Source organism: Corallincola platygyrae (assembly GCF_039544265.1).
Classification (GTDB): domain Bacteria; phylum Pseudomonadota; class Gammaproteobacteria; order Enterobacterales; family Neiellaceae; genus Corallincola; species Corallincola platygyrae.
The window spans coordinates 1-13,563 of the sequence record NZ_BAABLI010000029.1 but is presented as its reverse complement, the minus strand read 5'-3'; the positions used below and the strand labels follow the sequence as shown (position 1 = coordinate 13,563).

Here is a 13,563-nt window from a genome sequence, read left to right as displayed (position 1 = left end):
GGGCCGTCGATTGTATCCTTTTTAATGCGGACGGCAAAATTAAAAGCTAGTCAAAAAACTGTTTCTGATTATTGCTGTAATCGACATTAAGGTAAAAAAGTGTCACTCTCTCGCCACAAAATGGCTCCTTTCTTGCTTTGAGATAGCTACTACGGCGATATGTTATGTTGATTCCCGCGCTTATAATTATTGTTTCACTGGCAATTTTAGTCTGGAGCGCAGACAAGTTTGTCTACGGCGCCGCAGGGTTAGCCCGTAATCTCGGGATATCTCCGCTAATCATTGGCCTGACCATCGTAGCCTTTGGGTCGTCCGCACCAGAGATGCTTGTTGCAGCTTCAGCGTCTCTCAATGGCAATCCAGATACTGCCGTAGGTAATGCGTTGGGCTCAAACATTACCAATATTGCCATGGTGCTAGGCATCACCGCCTTAGTTCGTCCTCTAAGCGTATCTTCAGGTACGCTTAAAAGAGAGTTTCCGCTTCTAATCATCATTACGCTGGCTGCCAGTGCAATGTTTCTTGACCTGAATCTATCTCGTGTAGATGGCATTATTTTAGTCGCAGGGATACTCGGTTTTACCGGTTATATGCTCAAGATCTCTATGGCACAGTCAGGCCAGGGCGACCCTCTGATAGAGGAGAGCGAAGCAGAGATACCCGATGATCTACCAACACCCAAAGCAGTAATTTGGCTGATTGCAGGTCTGGCACTTTTGCTGGTAAGCAGTGAACTGCTGGTACAAAATGCTGTGGAACTGGCGCACCATTTTGGTGTCAGTGATTTAGTTATTGGTTTAACCATTATCGCCATTGGCACCAGTTTGCCAGAGCTTGCTGCCAGCGTCGCAGGCGCCTTAAGAAATGAAGGTGACCTGGCGCTAGGCAATGTCATAGGTTCGAATATATTTAACTTACTGGCAGTTTTGGCTATGCCAGCGCTGATCTCGCCGGGTGCTGTTGACGCCTTTGCCTTGCATCGAGACATTCCTGTGATGCTTGGTTTGACCCTGCTGCTGTTCCTATTTTGTTATGGGCTCAGAGGCAAGCGAATACTGGCACGCTGGGAAGGTGGCGTATTAGCGGCCGCATTTATTGGTTACCAGATCCTTTTATTCAACAACTTAGGCTAAGATAGCGGTATCGTTGCGAAGCCGTAACAGATGACGAGATGGCAGATTTGATTAGCACCCTATATGGCGAAGTGAGCACAGACATCATTGACCGAGCAAAACAGGTTCGCCTGTTGATCTGCGATGTTGATGGCGTGTTTTCCGATGGACGCATCTATCTGGGCAATCAAGGGGAAGAGTTAAAGGCATTCCATACTCGCGATGGGTATGGTGTCAAAGCGCTGCAATATGCAGGAGTTTCTGTCGCCGTTATTACCGGAAGAAAGTCGAACATAGTCCAACAACGGATGACGGCTCTTGGCGTTGAACACATTTTTCAAGGGCAGGATGACAAGCTCTCCGCATTCGAATCCCTGCTTCTGAAAACAAGCCTGGTGCCGGAACAGTGCGGTTACATAGGTGACGATATGGTAGACGCTCCCGTTATGAAACGGTGTGGACTTGCTGTCAGCGTCCAAGACGCCCACCCAATGCTTCATAAGTTCAGCCATTATCGCACCAACATTGAGGGTGGCCATGGTGCGGTCAGAGAGGTATGCGATTTACTTCTGCAGTCACAAGGTAAACTTGAAAGCAGCCAGGGGCTGAGTATATGAATCGCGTGCTGATATTCAGCGTTATTCTTTTCGCTGCTGCAATCGCGCTTTACTACTATCAGGACAGCGTTCGTCAGCAACAAATTGAAGTTGCTGGTGCCGAGGGAGAACAGCGCCCTGACTTCACGGCCAAAACGCTCCGCAGTCGCAGTTATGATGAAAATGGCTTGCTCGCTCATCAGATCTGGGCGTCCGATATGGCGCACTTCAGCAACAATGAATTCACCAGTTTCAAGTCACCTAAAGTGGTCGTCTACCCTAATGGTAAACAAGCGGGCTGGACGCTCAATGCAGAACAGGGACGACTGAGAGAGAACCAGTTGATTCTTGAGCAGCAGGTTGTTATTGAAACCCAAACAGAACAGAATCAAACCAATACTCTGCTGACCGAGTATGTAGAAATGGATCTGGCATCAAATGAAGTCAGCAGCGATCAACCTGTTACGGTCAAAGGGCCGAGCTACCAACTCCAGGGAGTTGGATTGCGAGGCAATGTAGAAAAAGAGCAGATTGAACTGCTCAGTGATGTAAAAGCGACCTATGAACCTGAAAAATAGATTTTATCTCGGCCTGGCTGGACTGCTGATCGCGGTAACCCCTCATATCCAGGCTGTTGAAGCTGACTTTCAGCAAGAAGTCCGTGTGGATGCCAAGCGCCAAAGCATTGATATACAAAAAGGTATCATCTCGTTCTTTGAAGATGTCAGCGTTACTCAAGGCACATTGAAGATTTTTGCTGACACCCTTCAGGTTGAACAGTCTGCAGGTGCGGGAAAAGAAGTTTTGATCGCCGCAGGCGAACCCGCAAAATTCAGTCAACTGCTGGAAAATGGTCGCACCATGACAGCAGAAGCAAAAGAGATACGCTACCGCTTGGCGGACAAGACGTTAATTCTTACCGGTGGCGCGACCCTGACTCAACAGGACAGTGTGGTGCAAGGAGAGCTGATACGTTACGACATCGCCAAGCAAAAACTGGTGGCTGAAAGCGGCAAACAGGAAGGTGACCGCGTCACAACCATCTTTTTACCCGAACAGCTGCAACAGCAGTTGGGTCAGAAAGATGAAGAAGAGGATACCGAATAGTCATGGCAACCCTCACCGCCAACCATCTGGCAAAAAGCTATAAAGGGCGCCAAGTGGTGAAAGATGTCTCTTTGGCGTTAAACAAGGGCCAAATTGTCGGCTTGTTGGGCCCCAACGGGGCGGGCAAAACAACCACCTTTTATATGGTGGTTGGCCTGGTACCAAATGATAAAGGGCGCATCACAATCAATGATGAAGATGTCACTCTATCCCCCATGCACGTTCGCGCACGCAAGGGGATTGGTTACCTACCACAGGAATCCTCCATCTTTCGCAAGCTGTCTGTATCCGACAACATTATGGCCGTGTTGCAAACCCGCGCTGAACTGAGCCGGGTCCAACGACTGGAAATACTGGAGCAGCTGCTTGAAGAGTTCAGCATTACTCACATTCGTGACAGCTTAGGAATGTCTCTGTCGGGCGGTGAGCGTCGACGAGTTGAGATAGCAAGAGCACTGGCTGCAGAGCCTCAGTTCGTTTTATTGGATGAACCTTTTGCAGGAGTAGATCCAATATCTGTAACCGATATCAAGAAAATCATTGAACACTTACGCGATCGAGGTCTTGGTGTCTTGATTACTGATCACAATGTGAGAGAGACTCTGGATGTATGTGAGTACGCTTACATCGTTAGCCACGGAGAGTTGATAGCCAAAGGCAAGCCGGAAGATGTATTATCGGATCAAAAGGTACGTGACGTGTATCTCGGCGAGCAATTCCAGCTATAGTTTAATTAACGGGTGACGCATTTTTTAGTCTCTCACTCGAACTCCACGTCCGTTGTAAGCAAGTGCGTTTTTTTATTGTCACGGAAGTAAATGAAACCGTCATTACAGTTACGTTTAGGCCAGCAACTTACCATGACGCCGCAATTGCAACAGGCAATTCGGCTGTTGCAATTATCGACTCTGGACCTCCAGCAGGAAGTTCAGGATGCGCTCGACAATAATCCGCTTCTGGAACAGACAGAACAAAGCGACGTAGCTGAGCAGCCTGTCAACGGCGAGGCTCAAGATCTTCCTCAAAAAGCTGAAACGGCATCAGCTGACAGCAACGATGGTTTCCAAGACGAACATGATGCTGCTGCGGTTGAAACGTCGGAAGCACTCAACAAAGAGCAGATATCTGACGAACTTCCAGTAGACAGCACCTGGGATGATCACCTCTCTGCAGCGCCAGTTTCCGGAGCCTCCTACGGCGACGATAGTGAGTTCAGCTATCAGGGCGAGACAACAGATTCACTGCAAAGCCACCTCGAGTGGCAGATGCAACTGACTCCATTCAGTGACGTAGACCGTGCAATCGCCACCGCCATCATTGATGCCATCGACGAATCCGGCTATCTGACTGTGTCAGCAGAAGACATTCTTACCGCGCTCGGACAAGATGAAGAAGCGGTTGAGCTGGATGAAGTTGAAGCTGTAATCAAACGTATTCAGTTGTTTGACCCGATCGGCGTTGGCGCTCGCTCACTGCAAGAGTGCCTGCTGGTGCAGGTCAACCAATTTGCAGAAGATACACCTTGGTTGAAAGAATGTAAGCAGGTTCTGGGCAATCATATCGAGCTACTCGCCAGCCGTGACTATCGCCAGTTGATGCGTAAAAGCAAGCTCAAGGAAGACCAGTTACGCGAAGTTCTCCGCTTGATCCAGTCACTTAATCCTCGCCCAGGCAGTGCGGTGATCAGTGGCGAAGAACAATACGTGATTCCAGACGTATCGGTGACCAAAAAAAGCGGTCGCTGGGTTGTAGAGCTCAACCCTGATGCCGTACCTAAACTCAAAGTAAATCAGCAATATGCTGCCATGAGCCGCACGGTGAAGAATTCAGCAGACAGCCAGTACATTCGCTCTCATCTGCAGGAAGCAAAATGGTTCATCAAGAGCCTGGAAAGCCGCAATGATACGCTGATGAAAGTGGCAAACTGCATTGTTCAGTTTCAACGGGATTTCTTTGAATACGGCGATGAAGCGATGAAGCCAATGGTGCTTAACGATATCGCTCAAGCGGTTGATATGCATGAATCAACCATATCCCGTGTGACCACACAAAAGTATATGCATACCCCCAGAGGTATCTTCGAGCTTAAATATTTCTTCTCCAGCCACGTCAGTACTGAAGGGGGTGGAGAATGCTCCTCAACAGCTATTCGAGCACTGATCAAGAAACTAGTGGCGGCTGAAATCCCCAGCAAGCCTTTGTCAGATAGCAAAATTGCTGACCTACTGGCAGACCAGGGAATTCAGGTAGCAAGACGAACGATCGCCAAGTATCGGGAGTCCTTGTCTATCCCACCGTCAAATCAGCGAAAGAGCTTGCTGTAAAAAGCTCACCAATAAAAGGATGAGGTCTATGCAAATCAATCTTACCGGCCATCATGTCGAAGTTACTGATTCACTCCGAAACTATGTGAATGAAAAGTTCACTAAGCTAGAGCGCCATTTCGACCACATCAATAACGTTTACGTTATCCTCAACGTTGAGAAGTTAACGCAAAAAGCAGAAGCAAAACTGCACCTAAATGGTGGTGAGATATTTGCTAACGCAGAGCATTCAGATATGTATGCCGCAATCGACGCGTTGGTCGATAAACTCGATCGACAAGTAATTAAACATAAAGAAAAGCTAAACGCGCACTAATTACACTATGGATATATCATCCATTCTCAGCCTGGACTGCACTCGAAGTGCAGTCCACGGTTCAAGCAAAAAACGAGTGCTTGAGATGGCCAGCGAACTGGCTGCCAAGCACCTGCCGGATCACGGCTGCAAAATGATCTTTGAAAGCATTCTGGATAGAGAGAAAAAGGGCAGTACAGGTATTGGAAATGGTATTGCTATTCCTCATGGGCGGATCTCAAATGCCAGTAAAGCTGTTGCAGTCTTGTTGCAGTGCGATGAGCCTATTGCCTTTGATGCCATCGACAATCAACCAGTAGACCTCATATTCGCGCTACTGGTCCCAGAACAGAGCTGCCAGGAACACCTGAAAACCCTGTCAGCAATTGCAGCAAAACTCTCAGACAAGCAAATTCTGAAGAAGTTAAGATGTGCAGATAACGATCAGGAACTCTACGAGATCATCACTCACCCATGAGCGACACGGACGTAGCGTCACCCATTAAACTTACTATTGTCAGCGGCCGATCAGGCTCTGGCAAAAGTGTCGCTTTACGTGTTCTGGAAGATCTTGGTTATTACTGTGTCGATAACCTTCCTGTAGAAATGCTACCGACATTGGTCACTCAGGTCAGTGAGCGCTATGGCGAGATAGCGGTCAGCATCGACGTTCGAAACCTGCCTGAAGAGCCGCATACGTTAGAAACCATTTTAGACATGCTGTGCCAACAGTATCGTTGCACTTTACTGTTTCTGGATGCAGACCAAAGCGCGCTGATAAAACGATTCAGCGAGACCCGCAGATTGCACCCTCTGTCTAAAAACGGAGGCTCTCTTGAGCAGGCAATTGCAGCTGAAGAGCGTCTGCTGGAACCTTTAATATCGCGAGCAGACCTGCAGATAGACAGCTCGTCCTTATCTATTCACCAATTGAGTGAGCTGGTCCGAGAGCGGATATTAGGTAACGCCGAACGGAGTTTGGTTTTAGTGTTTGAGTCGTTCGGGTTTAAGTACGGCATCCCTCAGGATGCAGACTATGTATTCGATGCCAGATTCCTACCAAATCCCCACTGGGAGCCAGAACTAAGGCCGCTGACAGGCAGGGATTTGCCAGTACAGCAGTTTTTTGGCCAACAGCCGCTGGTATCAAAGTTTATCTGGCAGATAAATAATCTGCTAAACACCTGGCTGCCACATCTTGAACTTAATAATCGCAGCTATGTGACCGTGGCTATCGGTTGTACCGGAGGCCAACATCGCTCAGTGTTTATCGCCGAATCACTGGCCGCACAATTCAAAGAGCTGCGCGAAGATATCCAGATCCGCCACAGAGAATTAGATCACTAGTCCATGAGCCAACGTGTAGAAAAAAAACTCCTGATTAAGAACAAACTTGGCCTGCACGCTCGTGCTGCAACCAAGCTGGTGACATTGGTAAATCGATTTGACGCTGAAGTGCTAATCGAGCATCAGGGAAAATCCGCATCAGCAGCCAGTGTGATGGGACTTCTGATGCTGGAAACCTGCATGGGTCAGGAGATATCCGTGGTCAGTGAAGGCGATGAAGCGCAAGAAGCAATGAATGCCGTTGAAGCGTTAATCAATGATCGCTTCGACGAAAACGAATAACCACATTTAAACAAAAATTCTCTCTATTTTTCTGGTTGTTACGATACAATTCTCCTATCTGTTCTAAATAAACACTTGGGGAGGTGAATATCGATGTCTGAGATTTACGAGCAGGACCTTCCCCAGCAAAAGTTAAAACAAGTCAGAGATGCGCTAGATAGCGGCATGTTCATTCATGTTCGCCGCATTCTCCAGTCGATGGAGCCCTCTGATGTCGCCCTCTTGTTTGAGTCAACGCCAACCAAAGGGCGTACCGTACTCTGGCAGTTAGTAGATCCTGATCAACACGGTGAAATCCTCGAAGAACTCTCCGAAGATGTAAAAGACAGTATTATCCGCCTGATGGATCCTGAACTGGTTGCTGCGGCAACCGAAGGGATGGATACCGATGACTTGGCAAACCTGCTCCGAGGTCTGCCCGACAGTGTCTATCAGGAGATCCTGGCGCAAATGGATGCGCAGGACAGGCATCGTGTCGAGGCCGCACTCTCGTTCCCCGAGGAAACCGCTGGCGCCATTATGAACACCGATACGGTGTCACTGCGCCCTGATGTCACCGTCGATGTCATCCTCCGCTATCTAAGGCTAAAAGGTGAGCTGCCCGAAGCCACGGATCACCTCTACGTCGTCAACAAGCGCGACGAGCTCATTGGCCAGGTAGCGCTGGCGACCCTGGTCACCGCAAACCCCAGTGCCACGATCGAAGAGGTGATGGACAAAGACGCTGAAAAGATCCCGGTTGAAATGGATGAAACCGAGGTCGCTCAGATGTTTGAGCGTTACAACTGGGTGTCAGCTCCCGTAGTCGACGACAGTGGCATACTGCTTGGTCGTATCACTATTGATGACGTGGTCGATATCATTCGTGAAGACGCTGAACACTCAATGATGAGCATGGCGGGTCTGGATGATGAAGAGGATACCTTTGCACCGGTATTGAAGAGTACTAAGCGCCGCACAGTATGGCTGGGTATCAACCTGCTAACCGCATTGATGGCAGCCTTTGTCAGCAACCTGTTTGAAGATACGCTGGCACAGATGGCCACTCTCGCAGTATTGATGACTATCGTACCCAGCATGGGCGGCATTGCCGGCAGTCAGACCCTGACCCTGGTGATCCGTGGCATGGCACTGGGTCATATCGGCGAAAGCAACTCTCGGTGGCTTTTGGGTAAGGAGGCCCTAATCGGTCTGCTGAATGGCCTTATCTGGGCCCTGTTAATCGCCGCAGTGGTCGCAGTTTGGAAACAGGATATCCGTGTGGGAGCGGTTATCGCCTTTGCCATGTTGGTTAATATGGTTTGCGCAGGTGCCAGTGGCGTACTTATCCCACTATTAATGAAGCGACTCAATATCGATCCCGCACTTGCTGGTGGGGTGGTTCTCACCACCATTACCGACGTGGTTGGCTTATTCGCCTTCCTTGGGGTCGCTACCTGGCTGCTGTTGTAGCTGGCTCCACGCGACTAAATTAAAAAATACCAAATAAAAAGGCTGCACCAGACTCTATTAATCTGACGCAGCCTTCTAATCATTGGAACAATAGCTGTTGCTTAGTTGCCAGCTACTTTCATATTTTCCAACAGCATCGAACCGGCGTGAATCGAGCCGCGATAGTCAATATCATTGCCGACAGCAACCACCTGCTTGAACATATCCTTGAGATTGCCTGCAATCGTGATCTCTTCAACCGGGAACTGGATCTCGCCATTCTCGACCCAGAATCCAGCTGCGCCACGGGAGTAGTCTCCAGTCACAATATTCACACCCTGTCCCATCACTTCTGTCACCAACAGGCCTCGGTCCATCTGTTTCAACAATGCAGCCTGGTTGCCGGCATTACTGGTAACCTGCCAGTTGTGGATACCGCCCGCATGACCAGTTGACGCCATACCTAACTTACGTGCGGCATAGCTTGTAAGCAGATAAGAGGAGAGTACACCGTCTTTGATAATGTCTCTATCAATCGTCGCGACACCTTCAGAGTCAAAAGGACTACTGCCCAGAGCCTTTGGCATATGGGGACGCTCTTCGATAGTGAAAAGCTCAGGAAAAATCTGCTCCCCTAACTGATCCAGCAAGAAACTGGATTTACGGTAAAGGTTGCTACCAGAAATAGCAGCCACCAGATGACCAACTAATCCACTGGCCATCTCAGGCGACATCAATATGGGTACCGAACAGGTATCGAGCTTACGTGCACCCAAACGCTCCACCGTTTTCCTGGCAGCCTCTTCACCCACTCGTTGAGCAGACCAGACATCAGCTGGATCACGAGCCACTGAATAACCGTAATCACGCTGCATCTGCTCGCCTTCACTGCCAATCACTACGCAGCTGAGGCTGTGGCGAGAACTCTTGTATCCATGCAGAAACCCATGGCTATTGCCATATACCCGAATACCGTTGTGGCTGCCAAAAGTCGCACCATCACTATTGGTGATACGCGGATCATAAGCGAGCGCAACTGACTCGGCTTCTGTTGCGATATCTATCGCCTGCTCCACATCCAGCGGCTGAGGATGATATAAGTCCAAGTCGGGTACATCGGTCGCAAGCCATAACGGGTCTGCGGGACCATTGCATGGGTCTTCCGATGTGTGTTTAGCGATATCTACCGCCGCACTGACCGCTTGAGCAAGCGCTTTCTGACTCAGATCCGAGGTCGATGCAGAGCCTTTTCGCTGCCCCACATATACGCTGATCCCTAACGCACCATCCTGATTGAACTCTAGTGTATCGACTTCACTTTTTCGCATCGACACAGACAGCCCCTGTTGCCTGCTAATCGCGACTTCAGCCCCAGAGACGCCCTGCGACTGAGCGAGCGCCAGCGCATCAGCAACGGCTTGTTTCAATACGGGTAACTGTTGTTCAAATTCATTCTGGTGCACAAAAACTCCGCGGTTTGAGTTAACAATTTCGCCATAATACTGCAATCGGCCTCATCTCTCAGCTTAGAACTGGCGAGAACCTTGATCCATGTGGTATAGGTTACTCATCTTGCTTGAGAAAACAGTTTTTCCCTCATATGAGTCACAACGACGACCACAACCAATCAGAAACCGAGTGGGTTTCAAAAACACAGCTTAAGCGCGAAGTTGAAGCGCTGCAAAAACTTGGCGAACAGCTAACAAAACTAAAACCCAGTGAACTGGCCAAAATGCCACTTGGGGATAGCCTCAGGGAAGCGGTCGAACTGGCGATCCGTATTCGAAGCAAACGAGAGGGATACCGCCGTCAACTGCAACTGATTGGCAAACTGATGCGCCATGCCGACGGCGAAGCGATCAAAAATGCGCTGGATGGTGTGAATAGCCATCATCAACAGGCCAATGTCCACTTCCATCATCTGGAGAAGTGGCGAGACAAATTGCTTGCAGGTGATGACGACACCATTAATGCCTGGCTGTCAGAACACCCTACCGGTGATAGGCAGAAACTACGTCAGCTGGTTCGTCAGTCGAAGAAAGAACAACAACAAAACAAGCCGCCGAAAGCTGCCAGAGAGCTGTTTCGCTATCTGCGTGAAACGGTGGGCGAAGATGAGCAATAAATAACACGCGTCGACAAAGGCACGGATATGATCAGAACCAAAGCGCTTTCCAGATTACTTTTCACTCTGGTGTCCCTGTTTGTTCTGGCTGCATGTAATGGCAGTTCAGGCGATGGTGATTTTGAAGAGTTCAGCCAGATCGAGCTAACGCTACGCAACAGCGACGGTGAATCAACGACCACTATCACTGCCGGTGAAACCGCATGGGCTGAAGCCAAAGTAGTAGATATTTACGGTGAGGGTATTGAAGGGCAGATTGTCGACTTCAGTTCCACGCTTGGTTCACTCAGTGCTGCCAGTGCCCTGACTGACAGCGGCGGCAGAGCAAGGGTTCAGTTGCTTACCAGCGGCACATCCGGTGCTGGCACATTAACAGCTACCACCACTCTGGATGAGGAAGACCTAACCGCCCAAACCAACTTCCAGGTCAATAGCAGTGGCGGAGCCAATGAAGCATTGCAACTGACCATACTGGCTGACGATTGTGTCACAACAACCGGCCTCAGTTTTGTTGCGGGATCCAGCTTCTGTCTTCAAGCCAGTTTAAGCAACGATGACGGACCTGTTGCAGACACCATCATCACCTTCACGGCACCGCTGGGAACATTGGCAACAACAACTGCGCTTACCAATGCTAATGGCATTGCCAACGTGTTGGTTAGCAGCGACAGCAGTACTCTGGGCGCTAGCACAGCTACTGCCACCAATGGCGATTTGACCGACGAAGCAGTGTATGAATTCACCTCAACCGGAGATATCGGTGGTGAAAACCCCAGCCTGACGCTGGTGATGCTTAACGGTGCAGACACGGTAAACCGATTCAACGCTGACGAGACTGTCCAACTAAGGGCTACACTGCTTGATGACGAAGGCAATCCTATTGAAAACCAGGTGATTAACTTTACTGCCGGTTTAGGTACTCTGACACCTGCCAGTGCATTAACCAGTGCCAGTGGCGAAGCCGAAGTAAGCCTATCCGCCACTGACGCAGATCTTGGCGCATCAGAGGCTATAGCCAGCTTAACCCAGGATGGCACTGGTCTGTCAGCATCATTGAATTATGAGATTTTACCGACAGGCTCAATCGGCGACGGCAGCACTTTACTGCTGGGTTACTGGCCAGACAAAGCAGACCCAGCCAGCTTCCAGCAAGGTGTGATCGGGCTGGCCACCAGCACGATTAGCGCAGGCGGCACCCTGGGTTTAACGGTAGATATTGTCGAGCAAGCAGACGACGGCTCTTTAACGTCATTGTTGGAGCCTGCAACCGTAACCTTCACGTCTGGCTGCTCAGCGGATGGCAAAGCGACATTAGATGCGTCAGCACAGACGATTGCCGGCCGCGCTCAGGCGACGTTCCAGGATATTAGCTGTGCCAGCGGTGGAGAGGTGACAGACTCGCTTCTGGCGACGGTTACCAATAACTCAACCACACTGACAGCAACCGCCAGCTTTACCATTGACGCCGAAGCCCTTGGCGCCATTGAATTTGTTTCCGCAGTTCCTGAGCAGATCGTGCTGAAAGGTACTGGTGGTCAGGGCAATCAGGAAACGTCGACAGTGACGTTTTTGGTCCGAGGCAGTGAAGGATCCGTACTCCCTCAGCGTTTAGTGTGTTTCAGCCTAGATACTCAAGCTGGCGGACTGGCACTCAGCCAAGCGTCAGGTTTAACAAATTCAGAAGGGTTAGTAACGACCAAGGTACTGTCGGGCACAATCCCTACGCCTGTGCGTGTAACAGCACAAACACAACAAGACGCAACTGCGTGTCCACTTACCGGTGAAGGCATCATTCAGACACAATCAGATCTTTTGAGTGTGAATACCGGCTTGGCCGAGCAGAGCTCCTTCACGCTCTCTGCGGAAACATTGAATCCAGAGGCCTGGCGTCACAATGGTGAAACGGTACCACTGACGGTTTGGCTGGCGGATAACTTCAATAACCCTGTGCCAGATGGCACCGCGGTCAACTTCACCACCGAAGGGGGCCAAGTCGATGCCAGTTGTACGACGATCTCAGGCACCTGCTCAGTTAACTGGACCAGTACCGATCCTCGCCCCGCCAATCATAGGGTGACAATTTTGGCATCAGCGGTTGGCCACGAGACCTTCTTCGATACCAATGGTAATGGCCAGTTTGATGATGCGGATGGCTCTGCATTAAATCCCGATGCTTTAGTGAACGCGGGATTTGCCCGCAACAGCGTGCAGGCCAGTGGTTTCATCGATATGAGCGATGCTTGGCGTGATGATGACGAAAGCGGAAGTTGGGAACAGGGGGAGCCGTTCCTGGATTACTCCAACACCGGCAGTTTCAGTGCGGCAGATGGCCTGTTTAATGGCCCTCAATGCAGTGGGGTACTTTGTGGTAGTGCTGACGATGGCACCAACAAGCTGCATATCCGTCGTGCCATCGTGCTGGTGATGTCTGATTCTAGCACCAATTGGGAACTGGATATTCAAGGCGCTAGCTTTGACGATACCACTAACCAACAATCGGGAACTGCAACAAGTGGAGTGATTTCAAGCAGTGGCATCACACTTGATGCAGGCGAGATAGTTCTGTTGAGCTTTGCCGCGGGCGACAGTGCAGACCAGATCCTGCCATATCAAACAGAAATTACCGTTTCTTCTGATGCGGGAGAACTTGCCGGCGCAAGCGCCCTGACCGTCTCAAACAGTATAGGAGCGGCTATCGGTAGCGCAACGCCCTATCGTAATACACTCACTTTTAGCCTGACCAACACTTTGGAAGCCGGAGATCCAACGGAAGCTGGCTTTATCTCTATTGAAGTCAGTACACCAAAAGATGAAGGCATGACCCTACTGGTGCCGCTGACGTTGACAGGCAACTAAACCTTTGTGCCGTCCTAAAATAAGTTGACGGTTTTCTATTAAGCCAGCGCCAATTCAGCGCTGGCTTTTTTGTGCACTTCTTCAGGCG

Annotated in this window: 14 protein-coding genes; 13 read left to right on the top strand and 1 reads right to left on the bottom strand. The window is 49.9% G+C overall.

The window, feature by feature from the left end; translation table 11 throughout:
* Nucleotides 1–164: 164 nt before the first annotated feature.
* From ABEA14_RS16700 to mgtE, 11 genes are all read left to right on the top strand, one after another.
* Complete coding sequence (locus ABEA14_RS16700) at nt 165–1,133, top strand: calcium/sodium antiporter (protein ID WP_345341575.1); 969 nt, start codon at nt 165–167, stop codon at nt 1,131–1,133.
* Nucleotides 1,134–1,180: 47 nt separating this feature from the next.
* On the top strand, nt 1,181–1,729 hold the full coding sequence (kdsC, locus tag ABEA14_RS16695) for a 3-deoxy-manno-octulosonate-8-phosphatase KdsC (protein ID WP_345341618.1): 549 nt from the start codon (nt 1,181–1,183) through the stop codon (nt 1,727–1,729).
* Nucleotides 1,726–2,286 carry an LPS export ABC transporter periplasmic protein LptC gene (gene lptC / locus ABEA14_RS16690; RefSeq protein ID WP_345341574.1) on the top strand — a complete coding sequence of 187 codons (561 nt, stop codon included), beginning with the start codon at nt 1,726–1,728 and terminating at the stop codon, nt 2,284–2,286. Before kdsC ends, lptC begins: the two co-directional genes overlap by 4 nt.
* Nucleotides 2,270–2,815, top strand: coding sequence for a lipopolysaccharide transport periplasmic protein LptA (lptA, locus tag ABEA14_RS16685; RefSeq protein WP_345341573.1), 546 nt, complete (start codon nt 2,270–2,272; stop codon nt 2,813–2,815). Before lptC ends, lptA begins: the two co-directional genes overlap by 17 nt.
* 2 nt (nt 2,816–2,817) lie before the next feature.
* Nucleotides 2,818–3,543, top strand: a complete 726-nt coding sequence (gene lptB, locus ABEA14_RS16680) for an LPS export ABC transporter ATP-binding protein (RefSeq protein ID WP_345341572.1) — start codon at nt 2,818–2,820, stop codon at nt 3,541–3,543.
* A gap of 90 nt (nt 3,544–3,633) precedes the next feature.
* Nucleotides 3,634–5,139 (top strand): RNA polymerase factor sigma-54, encoded by a 1,506-nt coding sequence (locus ABEA14_RS16675; protein ID WP_345341571.1) that lies wholly within the window; start codon nt 3,634–3,636, stop codon nt 5,137–5,139.
* A gap of 28 nt (nt 5,140–5,167) precedes the next feature.
* Nucleotides 5,168–5,455 (top strand): ribosome hibernation promoting factor, encoded by a 288-nt coding sequence (gene hpf / locus ABEA14_RS16670; RefSeq protein ID WP_345341570.1) that lies wholly within the window; start codon nt 5,168–5,170, stop codon nt 5,453–5,455.
* Between the two features lie 7 nt (nt 5,456–5,462).
* Entirely contained in the window at nt 5,463–5,912 is a 450-nt protein-coding gene (ptsN, locus tag ABEA14_RS16665) for a PTS IIA-like nitrogen regulatory protein PtsN (protein WP_345341569.1), read from the top strand.
* Nucleotides 5,913–5,935: 23 nt separating this feature from the next.
* Nucleotides 5,936–6,781, top strand: coding sequence for an RNase adapter RapZ (rapZ, locus tag ABEA14_RS16660; RefSeq protein WP_345341617.1), 846 nt, complete (start codon nt 5,936–5,938; stop codon nt 6,779–6,781).
* 3 nt (nt 6,782–6,784) lie between these two features.
* Nucleotides 6,785–7,063 (top strand): HPr family phosphocarrier protein, encoded by a 279-nt coding sequence (locus tag ABEA14_RS16655; RefSeq protein ID WP_345341568.1) that lies wholly within the window; start codon nt 6,785–6,787, stop codon nt 7,061–7,063.
* Between the two features lie 93 nt (nt 7,064–7,156).
* Nucleotides 7,157–8,515, top strand: coding sequence for a magnesium transporter (mgtE, locus tag ABEA14_RS16650; RefSeq protein ID WP_345341566.1), 1,359 nt, complete (start codon nt 7,157–7,159; stop codon nt 8,513–8,515).
* A gap of 101 nt (nt 8,516–8,616) precedes the next feature.
* Here mgtE and pmbA read toward each other — a convergent pair whose 3' ends face one another.
* Nucleotides 8,617–9,957 carry a metalloprotease PmbA gene (gene pmbA / locus ABEA14_RS16645; RefSeq protein ID WP_345341564.1) on the bottom strand — a complete coding sequence of 447 codons (1,341 nt, stop codon included), beginning with the start codon at nt 9,955–9,957 and terminating at the stop codon, nt 8,617–8,619.
* Between the two features lie 137 nt (nt 9,958–10,094).
* Between pmbA and yjgA the strand changes: the two genes are divergently transcribed.
* Nucleotides 10,095–10,619, top strand: coding sequence for a ribosome biogenesis factor YjgA (gene yjgA, locus ABEA14_RS16640; RefSeq protein ID WP_345341562.1), 525 nt, complete (start codon nt 10,095–10,097; stop codon nt 10,617–10,619).
* 27 nt (nt 10,620–10,646) lie between these two features.
* The gene (locus ABEA14_RS16635) at nt 10,647–13,475 is read left to right on the top strand and encodes an Ig-like domain-containing protein (RefSeq protein ID WP_345341560.1); all 2,829 of its coding nucleotides are present in this window, start codon (nt 10,647–10,649) and stop codon (nt 13,473–13,475) included.
* The last annotated feature ends 88 nt before the right edge of the window (nt 13,476–13,563 follow it).

What these genes read in the sequence shown, in the direction of transcription:
- lptB (WP_345341572.1), top strand. Translation starts at nt 2,818, where the DNA reads ATGGCAACCCTCACCGCCAACCATCTGGCAAAAAGCTATAAAGGGCGC.
- mgtE (WP_345341566.1), top strand. Translation starts at nt 7,157, where the DNA reads ATGTCTGAGATTTACGAGCAGGACCTTCCCCAGCAAAAGTTAAAACAA.
- yjgA (WP_345341562.1), top strand. Translation starts at nt 10,095, where the DNA reads ATGAGTCACAACGACGACCACAACCAATCAGAAACCGAGTGGGTTTCA.
- ABEA14_RS16675 (WP_345341571.1), top strand. Translation starts at nt 3,634, where the DNA reads ATGAAACCGTCATTACAGTTACGTTTAGGCCAGCAACTTACCATGACG.
- ABEA14_RS16700 (WP_345341575.1), top strand. Translation starts at nt 165, where the DNA reads ATGTTGATTCCCGCGCTTATAATTATTGTTTCACTGGCAATTTTAGTC.
- ptsN (WP_345341569.1), top strand. Translation starts at nt 5,463, where the DNA reads ATGGATATATCATCCATTCTCAGCCTGGACTGCACTCGAAGTGCAGTC.
- hpf (WP_345341570.1), top strand. Translation starts at nt 5,168, where the DNA reads ATGCAAATCAATCTTACCGGCCATCATGTCGAAGTTACTGATTCACTC.
- ABEA14_RS16655 (WP_345341568.1), top strand. Translation starts at nt 6,785, where the DNA reads ATGAGCCAACGTGTAGAAAAAAAACTCCTGATTAAGAACAAACTTGGC.
- ABEA14_RS16635 (WP_345341560.1), top strand. Translation starts at nt 10,647, where the DNA reads ATGATCAGAACCAAAGCGCTTTCCAGATTACTTTTCACTCTGGTGTCC.
- lptA (WP_345341573.1), top strand. Translation starts at nt 2,270, where the DNA reads ATGAACCTGAAAAATAGATTTTATCTCGGCCTGGCTGGACTGCTGATC.
- lptC (WP_345341574.1), top strand. Translation starts at nt 1,726, where the DNA reads ATGAATCGCGTGCTGATATTCAGCGTTATTCTTTTCGCTGCTGCAATC.